Origin of the sequence: Fulvimarina uroteuthidis (genome assembly GCF_034321785.1) — a bacterium.
Classification (GTDB): domain Bacteria; phylum Pseudomonadota; class Alphaproteobacteria; order Rhizobiales; family Rhizobiaceae; genus Fulvimarina; species Fulvimarina uroteuthidis.
This window is the reverse complement of the sequence record NZ_JAXLPB010000002.1, coordinates 496717-513292: the sequence shown is the minus strand read 5'-3', so window position 1 is coordinate 513292 and position 16576 is coordinate 496717. Positions and strand designations below refer to the sequence as shown.

At 64.6% G+C, this 16576-nt stretch carries 14 protein-coding genes; 8 read left to right on the top strand and 6 right to left on the bottom strand.

Annotated elements, in window-relative coordinates; genetic code table 11:
* Positions 1–458: 458 nt before the first annotated feature.
* The gene (locus U0C82_RS07290; RefSeq protein WP_322186412.1) at positions 459–2279 is read left to right on the top strand and encodes a methyl-accepting chemotaxis protein; all 1821 of its coding nucleotides are present in this window, start codon (positions 459–461) and stop codon (positions 2277–2279) included.
* 395 nt (positions 2280–2674) lie between these two features.
* Here U0C82_RS07290 and U0C82_RS07285 read toward each other — a convergent pair whose 3' ends face one another.
* Positions 2675–3214, bottom strand: coding sequence for a DUF4269 domain-containing protein (locus tag U0C82_RS07285; RefSeq protein WP_322186411.1), 540 nt, complete (start codon positions 3212–3214; stop codon positions 2675–2677).
* A 563-nt stretch (positions 3215–3777) separates the two neighbouring features.
* Here U0C82_RS07285 and U0C82_RS07280 point away from each other — a divergent pair.
* The 4 genes from U0C82_RS07280 (at position 3778) to U0C82_RS07265 (ending at position 8034) form a co-directional block, all read left to right on the top strand.
* On the top strand, positions 3778–4134 hold the full coding sequence (locus tag U0C82_RS07280) for a hypothetical protein (protein WP_322186410.1): 357 nt from the start codon (positions 3778–3780) through the stop codon (positions 4132–4134).
* Positions 4135–4146: 12 nt separating this feature from the next.
* Complete coding sequence (locus U0C82_RS07275; RefSeq protein WP_322186408.1) at positions 4147–6297, top strand: pyrroloquinoline quinone-dependent dehydrogenase; 2151 nt, start codon at positions 4147–4149, stop codon at positions 6295–6297.
* A 500-nt stretch (positions 6298–6797) separates the two neighbouring features.
* On the top strand, positions 6798–7769 hold the full coding sequence (locus U0C82_RS07270; protein WP_322186407.1) for a mechanosensitive ion channel family protein: 972 nt from the start codon (positions 6798–6800) through the stop codon (positions 7767–7769).
* A 1-nt stretch (position 7770) separates the two neighbouring features.
* On the top strand, positions 7771–8034 hold the full coding sequence (locus U0C82_RS07265; RefSeq protein ID WP_322186406.1) for a hypothetical protein: 264 nt from the start codon (positions 7771–7773) through the stop codon (positions 8032–8034).
* Between the two features lie 543 nt (positions 8035–8577).
* Here U0C82_RS07265 and U0C82_RS07260 read toward each other — a convergent pair.
* From U0C82_RS07260 to U0C82_RS07240, 5 genes are all read right to left on the bottom strand, one after another.
* On the bottom strand, positions 8578–9348 hold the full coding sequence (locus tag U0C82_RS07260) for a hydroxypyruvate isomerase family protein (protein ID WP_322186405.1): 771 nt from the start codon (positions 9346–9348) through the stop codon (positions 8578–8580).
* 238 nt (positions 9349–9586) lie between these two features.
* Entirely contained in the window at positions 9587–10384 is a 798-nt protein-coding gene (locus tag U0C82_RS07255) for an NAD-dependent epimerase/dehydratase family protein (RefSeq protein WP_322186404.1), read from the bottom strand.
* A 10-nt stretch (positions 10385–10394) separates the two neighbouring features.
* Positions 10395–11672 (bottom strand): TRAP transporter large permease, encoded by a 1278-nt coding sequence (locus U0C82_RS07250; protein ID WP_322186403.1) that lies wholly within the window; start codon positions 11670–11672, stop codon positions 10395–10397.
* Positions 11672–12235 carry a TRAP transporter small permease gene (locus U0C82_RS07245; protein WP_322186402.1) on the bottom strand — a complete coding sequence of 188 codons (564 nt, stop codon included), beginning with the start codon at positions 12233–12235 and terminating at the stop codon, positions 11672–11674. Before U0C82_RS07245 ends, U0C82_RS07250 begins: the two co-directional genes overlap by 1 nt.
* A gap of 312 nt (positions 12236–12547) precedes the next feature.
* Positions 12548–13543, bottom strand: coding sequence for a TRAP transporter substrate-binding protein (locus U0C82_RS07240; protein ID WP_322186401.1), 996 nt, complete (start codon positions 13541–13543; stop codon positions 12548–12550).
* Between the two features lie 152 nt (positions 13544–13695).
* On the opposite strand from U0C82_RS07240, the gene U0C82_RS07235 reads away from it, so the two are divergent.
* The 3 genes from U0C82_RS07235 to U0C82_RS07225 all read left to right on the top strand — a co-directional run bounded on the left by U0C82_RS07235 (position 13696) and on the right by U0C82_RS07225 (position 16561).
* Complete coding sequence (locus U0C82_RS07235) at positions 13696–14451, top strand: FadR/GntR family transcriptional regulator (protein WP_416186651.1); 756 nt, start codon at positions 13696–13698, stop codon at positions 14449–14451.
* 95 nt (positions 14452–14546) lie between these two features.
* Entirely contained in the window at positions 14547–15686 is a 1140-nt protein-coding gene (locus U0C82_RS07230; protein ID WP_322186400.1) for a mandelate racemase/muconate lactonizing enzyme family protein, read from the top strand.
* Positions 15683–16561, top strand: a complete 879-nt coding sequence (locus U0C82_RS07225; RefSeq protein WP_322186399.1) for an amidohydrolase family protein — start codon at positions 15683–15685, stop codon at positions 16559–16561. Before U0C82_RS07230 ends, U0C82_RS07225 begins: the two co-directional genes overlap by 4 nt.
* Positions 16562–16576 lie beyond the last annotated feature (15 nt).

Below are 16576 nucleotides of genomic sequence, written 5' to 3'. Positions count from 1 at the left end.
AAGTTGCCAGCGTTCGAAACTTATGGAAGCGCGGTGTCGAACCTTATCGATGACAGTAAAATGCAGCTCGTGCAGCGACCGCGTGGATGCTGCCGCGCACCGGTGACGTCCCACGTCACCAGCCGCCCTGTTCCGTCGGCCACGAAACAGCAAAAGCATCGTCGCCCCCCATCTTGCTGATTGCGGCGTAGCCGGCGAGTCTTCGGGCCCCCCGGACGAAGGGAAGGCTTGAAACCATGTCGAGGCCATGGGCCGATGCCGGCGCGAAGTCGGTTCGGCGGTTCGAGAGTTCAACGGACGCAAGGCGTCGCTGCGACGGGAATGCCCTGCAGGCCGCCTTGGATCGCCGGCCACGGGCTTCGCCTGAAAAAAGTAAGCATAGCGAAGTGTTAACCGGAAAGCGGTAACTCCTGTCGGTCGCTGCAACGCTGCTCAAAGAACCCGACTGGACCAAGACTGTGAGAATCAACAACATTAGCATCGCGCGAAAGCTCGCAATCGCCTTTCTAGCCGTCATCGTCGCGATGAGTGCGGCCAATCTCTTCGTTTTCGAATCGCTGCAGACCATCGAAGAAAACGCTGCCATGAACCAGAAGAGTTTCGATCTGACGTTGGACGCCGAGCAAATGCTCGAGACCATGATCGATCAGCAGAACGCGGTGCGCGGCTACCTTCTGAGCAACGAAGAAGGATTCATCGCAACCTATCAAAAGGCCAAAGCTGCCTTCACGGCGCACGCCGAGTCATTCAGACAAAACACGGTTTCCGAAGACCAGAGAGGCCGTGTCGCGACCCTTCAGTCCATCGTCTCAAACTGGCAGCTGAAATCCGCGGAGCGCCAACTGGAATTGGCCCGCGATCCCGCGACGCGTAATCAGGCGTTCGCCCTTACGGGGAAGCTGACACTCGCCGAGGGGCGCACCCTCATCGATGAGATCCGTGCTGGGCAGAAGGCTCTGATTGCAGCTCGCGTCGTTGAACGGGAAAGCGCCGCATCGGCCGGCAATGTCACCCTTGCTCTCGGCTCCGCAATCGCCATTGCCATCGCCCTCACCATGGGCAGCCTGTTGTTCCGTTCCATCGCGGCGCCGATTTCACTCATGACGGACGTCATGCGCAAGTTGGCAGCCGGCGACAAGAGCGTGAGTGTGCCGGGCGCGGAGCGTAAGGACGAGGTCGGAAAGATGGCCAGTGCCGTTGAAGCCTTCAAGATGGCGGCCATCGAGCGGGATAAGCTTGCGGCAGAAGCCGAAACCTCTCGTATCAATCAGGAGGAGGCGAAGAAGCGGCAAGCTGCTCTGGACAACGCAAAGGCAGAAGATTTGCGCGCATTTGTCGGCATCGTTGAGGTGGGTTTCGAGCGGCTCTCCGCGGGCGATCTCACCGTTCGGATGCAGGACAAGGTCGCGCCCGAGTTTGAACCCATCCGAAGCAAATTCAACAACAGCGTCGCAGCCTTGGAAAACGCCATCGGCCATGTCGTGACCTCCATCGTTTCGATCCGCGCCGGGCTCGGTGAGATCACGACGGCGTCGAACGATCTTGCACAGCGCACCGAGCAGCAGGCCGCAAGCCTCGAAGAGACTGTGGCGGCACTGGGCGAGGTGACGCAGGCCGTCAATGAAACAGCCGAAGGAGCAGGCCAGGCGCAACGGACGGCCGCCCTTGCACGGGAGAAGGCACAGAAGGGCGGCGAAGTCGTCGGCAAGGCAGTCACCGCGATGGGCCACATCGAGCAGTCCTCGGAGAAGATCAATTCGATCATCTCCGTCATCGACGAGATCGCATTCCAGACGAACCTGCTTGCCTTGAACGCCGGAGTGGAAGCCGCTCGGGCCGGCGAAGCCGGTCGAGGCTTTGCGGTGGTGGCGCAGGAGGTTCGCGGTCTGGCACAGCGCTCGGCGGAAGCGGCCAAGGAAATCAAAACGCTGATCGCCGTCTCCCGCGAACAGGTGGGAGCCGGCGTTGAACTGGTCACCGCATCGGGTCAGTCGCTGGAGCAGATCGTAGCAGAAGTCACCGCAATGGCCGAGGTGGTTGCAACGATCGCGTCCTCTGCACGTGAACAGGCAACGAGCCTTCGCGAGGTGTCCGCCGCGGCGGACCAGATGGACAAGGTCACGCAGCAGAACGCTGCCATGGTGGAACAAGCAACGGCGGCGAGCCAGACCCTGAGCGACGAAACTGACGAACTCGCAATCGCCATGTCGAACTTCAAGACAGGCCATCAAAACGTCGGAGAGCAAAAGAATGTCCGGCTGCTTCGGGCTGCCGCCTGACCGGCCAGCGATGCCGTTCGGACGGACCGGCGACCAGAGGCATGGCAGGCGCATAATACGCGACCGACAAACGGTTGCAGACCTTTTGACGTCTGTATCGCGGGGCCGACTTGCAGCCCTGCGATACCGGTGTCCGGTCGACAACTCAAACATCCAGCTCGCCGCAAATCCGAACGGAGCCTGAATTTCATGACGCGTCCCGGCGGGGCGAGATGGGTGGACGAGCAAGTGGTCCGCTTCCCTGTGAGGCCGCGATACTCTGCCGTCGGCATAGAGCAAGGAACTGCGTCTGAAACGTCCGCCGGTCGGAATGGCCGCGCCGTCCTCCATTCCCGAGCAAAGCCGGCATGGCTCGGCGATAGGAAAGCGGCCTTCCATGCTGATCGGCGGCCTTCTCAGGTCGCGTGTGGTCCGTCAATGGATCGATCGATCAGTTGAGCGAGGGCCTCGTCTCCATGATCGTCCAAGCCCAACAATGTTTGGTACGGGTTACCTTGCAGCTTCAGCGCCGCGGCGAAGGCGGGTTCGGTCTTGAGGCCATTGCGCCTGAACGCCATGACGCAAGCAGCAAGGCGCCGGCCGCCCAAGGCAAGCAAGCGCCGTTCGACAACGAAATGACGCCAACCCGTCTGCTCGCTTACCGGTTTGGCTTGTCCGAAGACCTCGAACCGCCAATCATAGGCTACGAAGGTCGCCACGACGGGCCGATCGGCAGTGCTCCACTGCCACACGCGGAAATCCTGACAGGAGCCGAATGCCATCCAGACGTCGGACGTGAAACGAACGGGATCGGGAGCATGGCAGAGGATGTCGATATCGCTTGCCGGAAGGTCGAGGCCCAACGGAGGCGTACCAGCGATACGTGGATCGTAAGCAGCCAACGCTGCCAGTAAGCCCGTACGGTCGATAGCGTCCCGGTGGTTTGGTCTGCTCATCTGCGGTTTACAATCAAGTTCCACGTTGGTCCATCGTAGCTGCGCCCGAACTGACGCCAGCGCTTCGGCCAAACCGATCGCGGCACATAGAGGTCCGGAGTGTGCGTTTCCCGCGAAACTCTTCTCCAGACGGATTTCGGTCGTCTCGCCTTCTTAGCCGACCGCATGGATCAGCGCCTCTCTATGACCGACGAGAATGATCTGTCCACGACACGAGGCCCGAACCACCCATCGCGCCAAGGCGGGCATCGGCAAGAAGTGAAGGCTGCCTTCCGGCTCGTCGAGCACCATCAGGTCCGGCGCACGGCGGGGACAGGCGGTGTGTCGTGGGAGGGCGGGCCGGCGGTCCGCCGAGCCCCTTTCGGACGCGATCTCGGCCCGGATGACAAATATCGTCATTATTCGCTGGAGGGTGGCGGGTCCTCCGCTAGTGTATGGCACGAGGCCGCATGCCTGACCCTGGGTGGTGAAAATGTCCGTCAAGCGGTTGCCGCGGTGCATGGCGACGACGACCGGGACATGCCTGCGCCTTGCGAACGATCAGTCTGCGAAAGGATGAACTCATGTCTTCGGAAAGCTCCTACGGCGCACGCGAGGGCGCGCTTGTGGTTCTTGCGGGCGGCCTCGTCGGCCTCGTCATCTCGATCTACCTTTATATGACGCCGCTGACGGGCGTCACCGGATCGCTGGGCGCCCTGATCGTGATGGCCGCGTCCGGGGCCATCGCCTTCGACGGGTTGATTCTGCTCGGCGCGATGACCCCCGGCCACCGCGCGCTCTGGCTGACCCTCGGCTTCCTCGGCGCCCTCGGGACGCTCGCCGCCGCCTATCTGCTCCACGCCTACGGCCTGATGGCCGTGATGGTCGTCGTTCTGCTTGGGCTTTTCCTGGTCCTTGCCCGTCCGCCCTACCGAACCTGAGCGAGAGATCTCATGATCCATCCCTTCTTCTCCCTCCCCGCACGCCTCGTCGCCGGCACGAGTCTCGTCTCGATCCTCGCCGTTCTCCCGGTCCATGCCCAGGAGCCCGGCGAGCCGGCCGCAAGCGGCATCGAACAGTCGAACGAACCCGGCGGAGAGGACATGTATTCCCCGCAGCAAATGGGTGGCTCGCCCGAAGGCGGAAAGCCGACGGGCGGGGGTGGAGCGCTGAACACCGATCCCAAAGCAGGCGCGGGCGGCGAAACGCGCACCTTCGAGGCCGCGACGCCGAACGCGCAGGACGGCCCGTCAACGGGCCGGGCAAGCACCCGCTGGGACAGCTTCCACGGACAGCTGAACGCGCAGAAATACGCGCCGCTCGACGAGATCGACACGCAGAATGTCGGCGATCTGACGAAGGTGTGGGAATACCATACCGGCGACGTCTCGGACGGCTCGGGCGAGCATCCGCCGACCGTGTGGTCGGCGACCCCGATCTATGCGAACGAAACGCTCTACATCGGCACGCCCTTCTATCGTGTGGTCGCGCTCGATCCGGCAACGGGTAAGGAGCGTTGGACCTTCGACAGCAAGTCCAGACTCGAAGCGCTCACCCAGGGGGCGTTGAAGAATCGGGGCGTTGCCTATTGGGAAGCCGAGACCCCTCAGGAGGGTGAGGCCTGCCAGAAGATCGTCTATCTCGGCACCATGGATGCACAGCTGTTCGCCCTCGACGCCGATACGGGCGAGCGCTGCGCCGATTTCGCCGATAACGGCGTTCTCGACGTCAATCAGTGGAACACCACGAACGATCGCTGGCCATTGTCGCTTCTCCAGCCGCCGACGGTGACCGGCGATCACCTCATCCTGGGCTGGGCGGGCAAGGACTGGGCGTTCGAGGAGGCCCCTCCCGGTACGGTGTTCTCGCTGAACGCCCGGACGGGCGAACTCGAATGGACGCTCGATATCCTGCCGGAAGACGTCCGCAAGCGATCGGGCACGGCGAATGTCTGGACCGCGATGAGCGTCGACGAGGAACGCGGTCTCGTCTACCTGCCGATCTCCTCTCCCTCGCCGAACTATTGGGGCGGCAACCGCACCGAGGAGATTCCACTCGCCACCTCGACGACGGCCGTCGATATCGAGACCGGAAAGGTCGTCTGGTCGCGGCAGTGGGTCCATCACGACATCTGGGATTACGACATCAATTCCGCGCCGACCCTCATGGACATCACCGTGGATGGGCAGAGCATTCCCGCACTGGTGCAGGCGACGAAGATGGGCTTTCTGTTCGTGGTCGACCGTGAGACCGGGGGGGACGTCTGGCCGATCGAGGAGCGCCCGGTGCCGGCCGGCAACGTGCCCGGCGAGGTCTATGCCCCGACCCAGCCCTTCCCGACGAAGCCCGAGCCGCTGCTCGACCAGGCGAAGAAGCCCGAGGCCTGGTGGCTCGCGGACATGGCGAGCCTCGGCGCCTGTTCGCGGCTGATCGATTCCCTCGCCTATGACGGGATGTATTCGCCGCCGACGACGAAGGGCAACGGCGTCGCGGCCTTTCCCGACTCCGCCGGCGGCGTTCAGTGGGGCGGCGTCGCGTTCGATCCCGAGAGCCAGACGGCGATCGTCAACACCTCGCACATCCTGCAATACATCCAGCTCTTCGATCGCCAGACCTATGACCGGATCGCCGGCGGCTCCGGCAATGAGAGCGGTTTTTTTCCGCAGGAGGGCGCGCCGTACGGCATGAGCCTTAAGGTGGCGATGAACTGGCTCGGCATGCCGTGCTGGAAACCGCCGTTCGGCGAGCTCGTGGCCATCGATATGACGAGCGGCGACATCACCTGGCGCAAGCCGCTCGGTTCCTCGCAGAAATACGGCTTCTACATGCCCGAATCCCTCGGCTCGCCCACCATTGGCGGCCCGGCGGTGACGGCGGGCGGCCTCGTCTTCATCGGTGCGACCATGGACGCCAAGGTGCGGGCATTCTCGCTGCAGTCGGGCGAGGAGTTGTGGTCGGATATCGTCGAGGCACCCTCGGTCTCCAACCCGGCGGTCTACGAACATGAGGGCCGCGAATATGTCGCCTTCGTCGCGGGCGGAAACTCGATCCTCAAGGATCAGGTGGGCGACCAGGTCGCGGTCTACGCGCTCCCGGTCGACTGAACACCGCGCTCATCCCGGAACTGCCCCCATCATCGATCCCGGCCGGGACCGGTGATGGGGGATGCAGCGTTCGGTATCGCGGGCTCCGATCAGCCCGCCGGCAGGCCGATCCGGCCTCCCTTCACCGTCTGGAACCCTCGACCCCGGCCGGTTCGGCCGGACCGCGAACCGGAGGGTGGAAAGAGCGAGATGACGGTGGAACCCAGCCATGCGTTCGAAATGATGTCTCGCGCGACTGTCTGGACGCGTTCAACCGGGGATGTCAGCCGAACGGACGTTGCCGCCGCGATTGCATTGTTTTGACGGACGGGCGCACATGACGAGCCCGTCGGGAGATGGCTCTACCCGGCGGATCCGAAAGAGATTCCAAGGCTGTCGCGCGAGCGGCGGGATCGTCGGAACGGGAGGCGAATGACCGTGTCGACCCCGCCCGAAGCTGGCGAAGCGCCCTGACGGCCCGTGGGACGGCCAAGGCTGCAAAGATCACCGAGACGCCGGGCATGACCCCCCGTGTCCCGACGAAGGCCGGAAGCGGGAGACGGCTTGCCGGGGCACGCGAAGCGACACAGTTTCAGGCCATGCGCAACGAGATAAGCCTGCCCCAATTGCCCTTCGATCCGTCCCTCCTGCTGCAGTTCGACCTTGTCGCTTCGTTCCTTCTGCTGCTGCTGCTGTGGATCGGGCGGACGATCGCCATTCGGTCGATACGGGCGCGCCAGGAGGTGGCGCCCCACAATCAGCGACGCCTGATGGCCACCACCCGCAACGTCTTTCTCCTTCTGCTTCTCGTCGGCCTGATCTTCATATGGGCGCCGCAGCTTCGCACGTTCGCACTCTCCCTGACCGCGGTGGCCGTCGCCATCGTGGTGGCAACCAAAGAGCTGATCCTTTGTCTGTCGGGAGCCGTTCTTCGCGTGACGACACGCGCCTTCACCGTGGGCGACTGGATCGAAATCGGTCAGACCCGGGGCGAGGTTACGGATCATACCCTCTTGGCAACGACGTTGCAGGAATTTGGAACAGGACCCCATGCCTACATGCCCACCGGCCGTACGATCATCGTGCCGAACAGCCTGTTGTTGACCGCCTCCGTCTACAATCAGACCGCCTTGCGCGACTACACCTATCACCGTTTCGCGGTGACGCTCGATCCCCCGCCGCGCCTGGAGAATGCGCATGGTCGGGTCTCGGAAACCGTATCTCGGCACTACGAGCCCTTTCGAGAACCCGCCGCGCGGGCCAACGCCGCAATCGAACGGCGAACCCATAGCGATCTTCCCGATCCGGCCCCCATCATCCGGTTTCGGACCTCCGATCTGGGTAAACTCCGCATCGAGGTCACCCTCTTCTGCCCTTCGCAGGAAGCCGAACGGCTCGAAGGCGAGATCACGCTCGCGCTTATGACCGAGTTCCAACCGACCGAACGGAAAGACACCATGATCACCGAACCCTCCACCACCGGGGCAGGCTAGAATGCAGCCGCTGTTTATTGTTCTCGATATCGCCGCGATCATGAGCTCGCTGCTGGCGGCGGGCCTCTGGTATCGGGCCGGCGCCCGGACGACGCGTCGCGTGTCGCGCTTCGAGACGCTGGATCAGGCCGATCTCAACAGAATGATCGTCGCAATGAACCGCAGCGCGCTGCTCAATCGGCAGGCAGCGCTTGCGTCCGCGGTTGCCGCGATCTGTTTCGCGTTGCGTTTTGCGGCCTCCCTGTTCGTGGACACTGCTCTGTAACGTCGGCAATGGGCCCAATAAGGCCGTTCGCGGCAAGGGAGTGCAACGCCTTCGACATGCGGGTGGGGGAATGGCGGCGTTCGCGTCGTTCTGCTCGCAAACCGCAGGTCTCCTGCCGGCCCCTACAGCCTCCCGGGACACATCAGCATCGCCCGAGACCGTAGGTTTATTGCTTGGCGCGCCGAGTCGATCGACAAACCGGATTCAACCGTTCGCCCCGCGCGCCGGCCGTTCGGAAAGGAAGCGGCATCGCCGCGAAACCCTTCACCGCCAGGATCGACGGCGTTCGCCACTTCCGGCCTCGCCGTGTCGGCGCTGCGCCCGAAGCGGCGAGCTTCCGGCCGAGCGCACGTCAAGGGCCGTCATCGTGACCGAGCCCGTAAGATCTGGCGAGGAAAAGCATGGCGCCGGCGGCGCAATCAGGTCGAGACCAAGTACCTGAAGCATCGTGCGCCGATCCGGCCGCACGATGCTTTCCCTGTCTTTCTGATATGACGCGTCAGGCTGTTCGAACATCGATTGCGGTTTTCGGGCCGATGCCGTTCAGCGGAAGGCGCTCATCCATCCAAGCGTGTCGACGGTCGCGCCCGAAGGCTTGTATTCGGCGCCGAAAGGCCCCTCCCAGCCGGCATCGGCGAGCGCCGGGAGCAGTCGGTCATAGGCGATCTCGCCCCTGTCAGGTTCGCCGCGGTCAGGAACGCCGGCGAACTGCACATGCCCGACAAGGTCCTTGACGCCGCGGAAGCGGCGGATCAGATCACCGCCTGTGATCTGCAGGTGGTAGCAGTCGAACATGATTTTCAGTTCGGGCCGTGCAACACGGTCGACGATGGCGCGGGCGCTGTCGAGGTCCATCAGGAAATAGTCCGGGTTGTCGTAGGGGTTGAGCGGCTCGATCAGGACGGTCATCCGCGCTTCGCGTGCCCGGTCGCAGGCGTGACTGAGATTGTCCGTGAAGCTTGCCATGGCGGCGGCTGTGTCGTGGTCGCCGAGCTTGCCCGCCATCACGTGAACCGCCTTCGCGCCGATGGCGCTGCCATAGTCGAACGCCTGGTCGATCGCAGCGCGCGCTTCGGCCTCGCGCCCGGGCTGCGCCGCAAGTCCCATGTCGCCGTTTCGCGGACCTTTCACGGTGTTGAGACCGAGCATGGTCAGGCCGGTGTCATCGAGTGCGTCGCTGACCGCGTTCGCATCCGTCCGATAGGGCCAGTGGCATTCCACCGCATCGAAGCCGCAGGCTTTTGCCGCACGGATCGCCTCCGGAAGCGTGAGATCGGCAAAGAGAAAGCCGAGATTGGCCGAAAGCGGCGTCATTGGCCCGGTTCCCCATCGAAGCGCCTTAAGAGGTGCGGGACCTGTTCGTCCGGCAGCGGCCGCGAATTTGCGACGCGGGCAGGGATCGCAAGCGGGCGGAAGCTTCCAGTTCCCCCATCGCGTAGGTCGCCGCGCCTCGACCGATCCATTTCGCCCGACTGGAGAGCCCTGCCGTGATCCCCGCCAGCATCGCGCTCCAGAACGAAGCCCGCGTCGGGCTCCGGTGAGGCGTGACGGGTCATGAGCGATGGATCGGCTCGGCGGTGAACTTGCCGCCCTGGTAGACGGCATCGGGCGCGTCCGCTGCAGGGCGCGCCATGGCGGCGTCGATCTTCTGCCGGAAGACGTCCGAATTGTCCTTCGGCCGCCAGCCGATGAAGGCGGCGGCGGAATTGTCCCACCAGCGGCTGTCATTGTCGGAGACGCCCCAGATGACCGGGCAGCCGAGGCGCGGCGCCCGGAACACGCAATCGATCAGCGAGACGAAATCGTCCGGGCTCATCCATGTGGAGAGCATGCGATGGTCGCGCGGTTCGGGAAAGCACGAGCCGATCCGGACGATCGCGGTCTCCTGGCCGAACTTGTCGTGATAGAGGCTGGCGACGGCTTCGCCGAAGCATTTCGAGACCCCGTAGAGCCCATCGGGACGCAGCGGCACGTCGGCGTCGAGATGCGTGTCCTGCGTATAATAGCCGATCGTATGGTTGGAGCTTGCGAACAGAATGCGCGGCAGGCCGCTGGCGCGAGCGGCCTCGTAGAGATTGTAGACGCCGACGAGATTGGCCGGCAGGATCTCGTCGAAGCTCTTCTCCACCGAGACGCCGCCCAGATGCAGGATGCCGTCGCAGCCTTCGACGAGGGCGGCCACCGCCGCGCGGTCCGACAGATCGCATCGCAAGATCTCCTCGTTCTCGCCCGCCGCGCCGATATCGACCATGTCCGACAGCCGGACCGATGTCGCCACGTGGAACAGCCGGCCGCGCAGGAGCGTGCCGAGGCCTCCGGCCGCGCCGGTGATGAGGAGCTTGTCGAGCATGAGGGGGAACCTATTCGAAGTAAGCGGGAAGAGTCAGCGAGATCGCCGGAATGTAGGTCGTCAGCATCAAGGCGACGAGAATCGCCAGGTAGAACGGCCAGATCGTCTTCACCGCATCCTCCAGCTTGACCCCGCCGATGACGCAGCCGACGAACAGGCAGGAGCCGACCGGCGGCGTGCAGAGCCCGAGCCCCAGATTCATCATCATGATGATGCCGAACTGGACCGGATCCATGCCGAGATCGCGCACCACCGGCAGGAAGATCGGCGTGCAGATCAGGATCAGCGCGGCCATGTCCATGATCATGCCGAGGGCGAGCAGGATCAGGTTGAGCATCAGGAGAATGATGATGGGATTGTCGGAGATGGCGGTGAGCGATCCGGCGAGGCTCTCGGGCACCCGGTAGAGCGCGAGGAGATAGGCGAAGGCGGACGCGGTCGCGACGAGAATCATCACGAGGCTCGTCGTCTTGACCGATCCGAGCACCGCCGCCTTGAAGCCTTCCCATGTCAGTTCGCGGTACACCAGAGTCGTGACGATGATCGCGTAGATCGCGCCGAAGGCCCCCGATTCCGTCACCGTCATGACGCCGGACAGGACGCCGCCGACGATGATGACCGCGGTGAAGAGGCCGGGAATGGCGACGACGAAGCTTCGGGCGAGGGTGCGGAAGCCGAGGAACGGCTCGCCGCCATAGCCGCGCTTGACCGCCACGACATAGGCCGCGATCCCGAGGCAGATGCACATGAGGACACCCGGCACGACGCCTGCGATGAAGAGCTGGCTGACCGAGACGCCGCCTGCGGCGACGGAAAACAGGATCATGTTGTGCGAGGGCGGGATGACGACGCCGGCGATGGAGGATGTGACCGTGACGTTGACGGCATAGTCCGCATCGTAGCCCTTCTCCTTCATGACGGGCATCAGGATCGAGCCGAGCGCCGAGGTGTCGGCGACGGCCGAGCCGGAAATCCCGCCGAACAGCATCGAGGCCGACACGTTGACGAGGCCGAGCCCGCCGCGCACCGAGCCGACGGCGGCGGCCGCAAGGCGCACGAGCCGGGCGGCGATGCCGCCCTGCATCATCAGGTCGCCGGCGAAGATGAAGAAGGGGATCGCCAGCAGCGAGAAGACCGAGATGCCGGACATGATGCGCTGGAAGGCGACGAAGAGCGGGATTCCCTCGTAGAGAAAGCCCACCACGGTGGCGAGCCCGAGCGCGAAGGCGACGGGAATGCCGACCACCATGGCGCCGAAGAACGTGCCGAAAAGAAGGATCAGGCCCATCAGGCGGACTTTCGGGTGCGGGTTCGGGAGCGGGCGAGGGTTACGACGTGGATGGCGAGCCGTGCCAGCGCGAAGAGGACGACGAGCGCACCGCAAAGGCTGAGGGGCGCCCCGCGCCAGCCTTCCGAAATGCCGAGCATCGGCATGACGCGCCGGGCATTGTTCAGGGCCAGCACTGCCCCGTACCAGCACATGTAGCCGCCGAAGACGACGAGACCGACGTCGGTGGCGACCCGCAGGATCTCGCGCGGCCCTTCCGGCAGCGCCTCGCGCACGAAGTCGATCGACAGATGGGTCGATCGCCAGACGCCGACGGACGAGCCGAGAAAGGTGATCCAGACGATCAGGAGGATCGCGGCCTGCTCGACCCAGGTCGGCGTGTTGTTGAGGACGTAGCGCCCGAAGACCAGCCAGCCGAAGATCGCGATCAGCGTGACCATCATCACGCCCGAGATCGCCATCAGCAGCGAGGCGAGCGCGTCGAGCGCGGCAACGATGCGGGCGAGCCCGCGCGGCAGGGGATCGGCCGGCGGTTCATCGGGCATGGTGACGAGATTGGACATCGGCGGTCGATCCGGGTGCCGGAGGGGTGATCTGGGGCGTCTTCTGATTGCGGGCGGTCTGGATCGGCGTCCGTCCGGGGTGGCTTGTCTCGCCCCCACGCGGGTACGCGCCGCCAAATTGGAACCCGGCTTGCGGCGTCACCGGCTCCCCGGCCTCCGCCCGAGGAGCCGGTGACGCCGCTATGTCGTGTCCGTCGGAGAGACGAGATCGGAGCCCTTGCGCGCGCGAATCGCATGCTTGATACCCCGCCGCCCCGGATCCTCGGGCCGGTTGCCCGGGGACGACGGATTCAAGAGCGGTAAGCCCGGCTCTTAGCCGGCGACTTCGGTGGCCTGGATTTCCTCGACCAGCGGCTTGAGGTCCGGATTGGCTTCGAGGAAGCCGTCATAGACCGGCTTCATCTTCTCCTGGAACGGGGTCTTGTCGGCGATCTCGTTGATCGTCACCCCGGCCTCCTCGACCTTCCGGCGGCTCGCCTTTTCCTGTTCGGCCCAGAGCTTGCGCTGCTCGAGCGCCGCTTCGACGGCGGCCTGGCGAACGATCTCTTGGTCTTGCGGGGTGAGGCTGTCCCAGCTCGTCTTCGAGATGCAGACGCATTCGGGCAGGATCAGATGCTCGGAGAGGGAATAGAACTTCGCCACTTCGTAATGGTTGGAGCTTTCGAAGGACGGGAAATTGTTCTCCGCCCCGTCGAGGACGCCGGTCTTCAGCGACTGATAGACCTCGCCGTACGCCATCGGCGTGGCGTTGCCGCCCATGTCGTCGACCATGTCGACATAGAGCTGGTTGTTCATGACGCGGATCTTCAGGCCGTCGAGATCGGCGGGCGTCTCGATCGGCTTCTTGGTGTCGTAGAAGGAGCGGGCGCCCGAATCGAACCAGGCGAGAGAGATGATGCCCTCGTTCGACATGTCGTCCGAGAAGCGCTGGCCGATCTCGCCATCCATCACCGCATGCATCTGGTCGACGCCGGTGAAGAGGAAGGGCAGCGAAAGGACGTTGATCGAGGGGACGAACTCGCCCATCGGGCCGAGATTGAAGTTCGCGAAATCGAGCGCGCCGTTGCGGACCTGATCGATGGCGTCGGGCTGATCGCCGAGAACCGCATTGTTGTAGACCTGCGCGGTCACCCGGCCCTCGGTCCTGTCGGTCACGTCCTTGGCGAACTTCTCGAGCGCCACCGTGTTCGGATAGCCCTCGGGATGGATGTTCCAGCCGCGCCAGTCCGCGGCGTTCGCCGCCGTGCCGAGCGTGATGGCGGCGGCGCCCGCCAGAAGGGTCGTGCGCAAGAGAAGCTTGAACGCCATGGTGAATTTCCTCCCAGAAAGATCGGTCGTCAGACCTGTATCGAGCTCGCAGGATACTCTTGTCATACAAGTTGTCAAGCCGTAAGCTGGGTGTCGAAGGCCATGGTCGGCGCCCCGGGCGCGTCCCGATTAAGGGGGCGAGGAGGAGACATATTGTGAGCGAGGCATTGCCCCCGAAGGCGCGTTCGGTCCGCCAGCCCCGGCCGGTCCAGCGGCGCGGCAATCTGGTGGCCAAGGTCAGCGACGACCTGCGGCACACCATTCTTTCGGGTCGGGTTCCGCTCGGTCGCAAGCTTCCGAGCGAAGCGGCGCTGACCGGCGAATACGCGGTCAGCCGCACGGTCGTGCGCGAGGCGATCGCGCAGCTGCGCTCCGAGGGGCTTGTCGAATCCCGGCAGGGCGCGGGCGTCTTCGTCATCGCGACGCAGGCCGCCGGCCACCCGACGCTCAACGGGGTCGATCCCTCTCGTATCAGCTCGATCATAGAGGTTCTGGAGCTTCGCGCCGCGATCGAGATCGAGGCGGCGGGGCTTGCCAGCCAGCGCCGCTCGCCGGCCCAGAATGAGGCCATTCACGAAGCCTGCGAGGCGATCGAAGTGCTGATCGAGCGCGGCGAGGCAACTGTCGAGGCCGATTTCGCCTTCCATCTCGCCATCACGGACGGCACCAACAATGCACGCTTCCGGCAGTTTCTCGAAATGCTCGGGCGCAAGGTGATCCCGCGCGGCGCGCTTCAAGACGATGCGAGCGAGCGCACACCGGCCGACTATCTCCGCCAGATCCAGACCGAGCATCGCCTGATCGCCGATGCGATCTCGGAGCGTGACGAGGCGGCGGCGCGCGCGGCGATGCGCCAGCACCTGCAAGGCAGCCAGGAGCGCTATCGGCGCTTCCAGCGCCGGTCCTGAGCGCTGTCCTCGCCGTAAGTCATCATACAAGTTATTGACATGTGGGTCGTGACTTCTATGATCCGCTTCCACCCGATGAAAGGTGCAGACCACCGATGAAGATCACGTCCGTCGCCACCCATGTTCTCGACCACCGGCTCGAAACCCCCTTCGAAAGCGCGTCCATGCGCTTCGATCGCCGCCAGCATTGCCTCGTCGAGATCGTCTGCGACGACGGCACGGTTGGCTGGGGCGAATGTCTCGGCCCGGCCCTGCCCAATGCGGCGGTGGTGAAGGCCTACGGCGCACGCCTCGTCGGCCGCGACCCGCTGGAAACCGAGAAGCTGTGGCAGGAGCTCTACAATCTCTTCCGAGATCAGGGCCAGCGCGGGCTGGCCGTCACCGCGCTCTCCGGCATCGACGTCGCCTTGTGGGACATCAAGGGCAAGCGCTTCGGGGTTTCGGTCGCAACGCTCCTCGGCGGGCGGATGCGCGAGAGCGTCAAGGCCTATGCGACGGGTTCGTTTCGCCGCGACGGCGTCGACCGGGTCCGCGACAATGCGGAGGAATGCGCGCGCCACGTCGCCGCCGGCTTCCATGCCGTCAAGATCAAGATCGGCTTCGGCGTGGCTGGCGATCTCGAGGTCGTGCGGGCCGTGCGCGAGGCGATCGGACCCGAGGCGCGGCTGATGATCGACGCCAATCACGGCTACGACGTTCTGGAGGCCGTGACGCTCGGCCGGCTTGCCGCCGACTACGACATCGACTGGTTCGAGGAGCCCGTCATCCCCGAACAGCTCGGCGCCTACCGGGCGGTGAGGGCCGGCCAGCCGATCCCGGTGGCCGGCGGCGAGACCTGGCATGGCCGCTTCGGCTTCAAGGAGCCGCTGGAAAGCCGCTGCATCGACATCGTCCAGCCCGATCTGTGCGGCGTCGGCGGCTTTACCGAGATGCGCCGGATCGCCGACATGGCGGCGCTGAACGGGGTCAGGCTCGTGCCCCATGTCTGGGGAACGGCTGTGCAGATCGCCGCCTCGCTGCAACTGTGCGCCAGTCTTCTGCCCGATCCGCCGCGCCGGGACGCGATCGCTCCCATTCTGGAATTCGACCGGACGCACAATCCTTTCCGGCAGGCGATCTCGAAGACCCCGTTCGAACACCGGAACGGCGTTCTCGACATTCCGGACCGGCCTGGTCTCGGCATCGAGATCGACCGGGACGCACTCGATGAATTCCGTCTGAAGGACATGCCATGACGATCGACAGACCCTATACCGGCCCCAAGCCCTCGATCGTGCTGCCGAAAGGCGCGATCGATACGCAGACGCACATGTTCCTGCCCGGCTATCCCGCGATCGAGCCCGGGCCCCCTTTGCCCGAGGGCCTGCCGGGCCCGGACGATTACCGCAAGGTCATGGACTGGCTCGGCATCGAGCGCGTGGTGATCACGCAGGGCAATGCGCACCAGCGGGACAATGAGAACCTTCTCGCCTGCCTCGCCGCGATGGGCGATTGCGCGCGCGGCGTCGCGGTGATCGACGGCGCGACCTCGAACGCCGCGCTGCAGCGCCTCGACGACGGCGGGATCACCGGCGTGCGGATCATGGACCTGCCCGGCGGTGCGGTGGGGATGGACGGGCTCGAAGCGGTCGACGCGCGAGCCCACGCGATGGGCTGGGTCGTCGCGGTGCAATTGAACGGAAACCATATACTCGATCACATGACGGCGCTCTCGCAGCTCAAGAGCCCGTTCATCATCGATCATCACGGCAAGTTCTTCGCCGGCATCGCGCCGGACAGCCTGGAGATCGCGGCCGTCAAGAGCCTGATCGACCGGGGCAACTGCTGGTTCAAGTTCGCCGGCTGCTACGAGAGTTCGCGCACCGGCGGGCCGGACTATACCGACATCGCGGCGGTCTCGCGCGATCTCGTCGCTTTCGCGCCGGAGCGCATCGTGTGGGGCACCAACTGGCCGCACAATCTGGCCAAGGCCACGCAAGACTATCCCGACGATGCGGCGCTGCTCGACACCGTACTTGGCTGGATCGAGAGCGAAGCCGACCGGAGGACGATCCTCGTCGACAATCCCGAAGCCCTGTTCGGATTTTCCCGCCGCCCGTCCGCCGCCTGACGGTCTTGCCGGCCG